Annotated in this window: 1 protein-coding gene and 1 pseudogene; one reads left to right on the top strand and one right to left on the bottom strand. The window is 69.8% G+C overall.

Going from position 1 to position 1961, the window contains the following annotated elements:
- Positions 1 to 451, bottom strand: a pseudogene (locus ASE88_RS19570) (S9 family peptidase); the annotation flags it as partial.
- Between the two features lie 58 nt (positions 452 to 509).
- Between ASE88_RS19570 and ASE88_RS13175 the strand changes: the two are divergent.
- On the top strand, positions 510 to 1925 hold the full coding sequence (locus ASE88_RS13175; RefSeq protein WP_056478431.1) for an MFS transporter: 1416 nt from the start codon (positions 510 to 512) through the stop codon (positions 1923 to 1925).
- Positions 1926 to 1961: the final 36 nt, after the last annotated feature.

Genomic DNA, 1961 nt, shown 5'->3' with positions numbered 1-1961 from the left:
CCCCCTTCCACACCCACTGCTTGCCCTCGGTCTTGCCGAGCGCATCGAGATCGAGCGCGGTCGTCCAGTGCGGCGTGGCCGACGCATAGTCCGCCGCGCTGGTCCAGCGCCACAACCCGTGCGGATGATCGGCATCCCGCCAGAAATTGTAGATCCGCCCGAACATCTGGTTGGGCATCGGGATGCGGTCCTTCGCCGACGCGATCGCGAGCGCCTCGGCATAAAAGGTCTTGTAACGCGGATCGTTCTGGAGCCGCGGGAGCGTCTTCGCATTCTCCGCCTCGACCCAGGCAAGCGGCTTCGCGCCGTCCTTGTCCTCGAGCCAGATATAGGGGTCGGCGGCGGTGTTCGTCTGTGTCATGGGTGCGACTTGGGCGAGCGTGGTGCCGCTCGCAAGGCCGGCGCCCCCGCTGAGTATCGTCGCCGCCAGCATCGAAGCCAGAACCCGCATCACCGTATCTCCCTGATTTGCTTGGCGCGCTACATGCCGGGGTCTATCGCTGTCCGCAATGCAACCGGACCAGATATCGGCCGCCGACGGCCTGCCCAAGCCGCGCCGCTTCATCGCCATCGCCGCGATCTCGGCGGGCACTGCGCTGACGATCATCGACGGGGGCATCGCCACCGTCGCGCTGCCGACGATCGCCCGCGACCTGAATGTCGGCAGCAGCGCGGTCGTCACCGTTGTCACGGTCTACCAGCTGATCCTGGCGATGGCGCTGCTCCCCTTCTCCGGGCTTGGCGGGCGGATCGGGCTGAAGCGCATGTATCAATATGGCCAGCTGATCTTCACGCTCGCCACCCTGCTCTGTTTCTTCGCCAAGAGCCTGCCCTTCCTGCTCGTCGTCCGCGCCGCGCAGGCGCTGGGCGCGGCGGCGGCGCTTAGCGTCTCGTCGGCGCTGATCCGGTCGATCTATCCCGCCAAGCAGCTTGGCCGCGGGCTCGGGATCAACTCGGTGGTCGTGTCGAGTTCGGCGGCGCTTGCGCCCACGATCGGCGGGCTCGTGCTCGCCATCGCGCCGTGGCCCTGGGTGTTCGCCAGCGCGGTGCCGTTCGCAATCGCGTCGCTGGTGCTCGGCCGCGCGCTGCCCGAGCCGCGCCAGCAGGACGCGCCGTTCGACGTGCTCGGCGCGGTGATGTGCGCGGCGATGATCGGGCTCGTCATCGGCGGCGCGGAGAGCGCGGTGCACGGCGACAGCCCGATCGTCTCGGCGGCGATCGTGCTGGCGGGCATCGTCATCGGCTGGTTCTTCGTGAAACGCGAACAGGGCGAGACCAGTCCGATCCTGCCGATCGACCTGCTCGCGCGGCCGGTGCTCGCGCTGTCGGCGATCGGCGCGTACACCGCGTTCATCGCGCAGATGACGCTGCTGCTGTCGACGCCGTTCCGGTTGACGCACGCCTACGGGTTCTCGGCGGCCGAGGTCGGCGCGGCGATCGCGCCGTGGCCGCTCGCGAACATGGTCGTCGCGCCGCTGTCGGGCTGGCTGTCCGATCGCTATCCGGCCGGGCTGCTCGGCGGGATCGGCATGGGGGTCTCGATCGGCGCGTTGCTGCTGCTTGCGTTCATGCCCGCGGATCCGGGCTATTTCGATATCGCGTGGCGGATGGCGCTGTGCGGATCGGGGTTCGGGATGTTCATGGCGCCGAACGCGCGGCTGATCATCGGCTCGGCCCCCCGCGAACGCGCGGCGGCGGCGGGCGGCCTGGTCTCGACGGTGCGACTGGTGGGGCAGACCACCGGCGCGACGCTGGTGGCGGCACTGCTGGCGATGGGCGTGGGCGCGGGCACGACTCCGCCGCTGGTGGCCGCAGGCCTCGCGCTGGTTGCCGGCCTCTGCAGCCTCAGCCGCCTCCGCCCCTCGATCCGTAACCCGCCGACCGAGGAAACGCAGGACGTGCAGCCCGCGCAACAGACGCGGTGACCACTTCTCCCTCTCCCCTCCGGGGAGAGGGTCGGG

The organism is Sphingomonas sp. Leaf38 (assembly GCF_001421825.1).
Classification (GTDB): Bacteria; Pseudomonadota; Alphaproteobacteria; order Sphingomonadales; family Sphingomonadaceae; genus Sphingomonas.
This window is presented reverse-complemented; position numbering and strand designations above follow the sequence as displayed.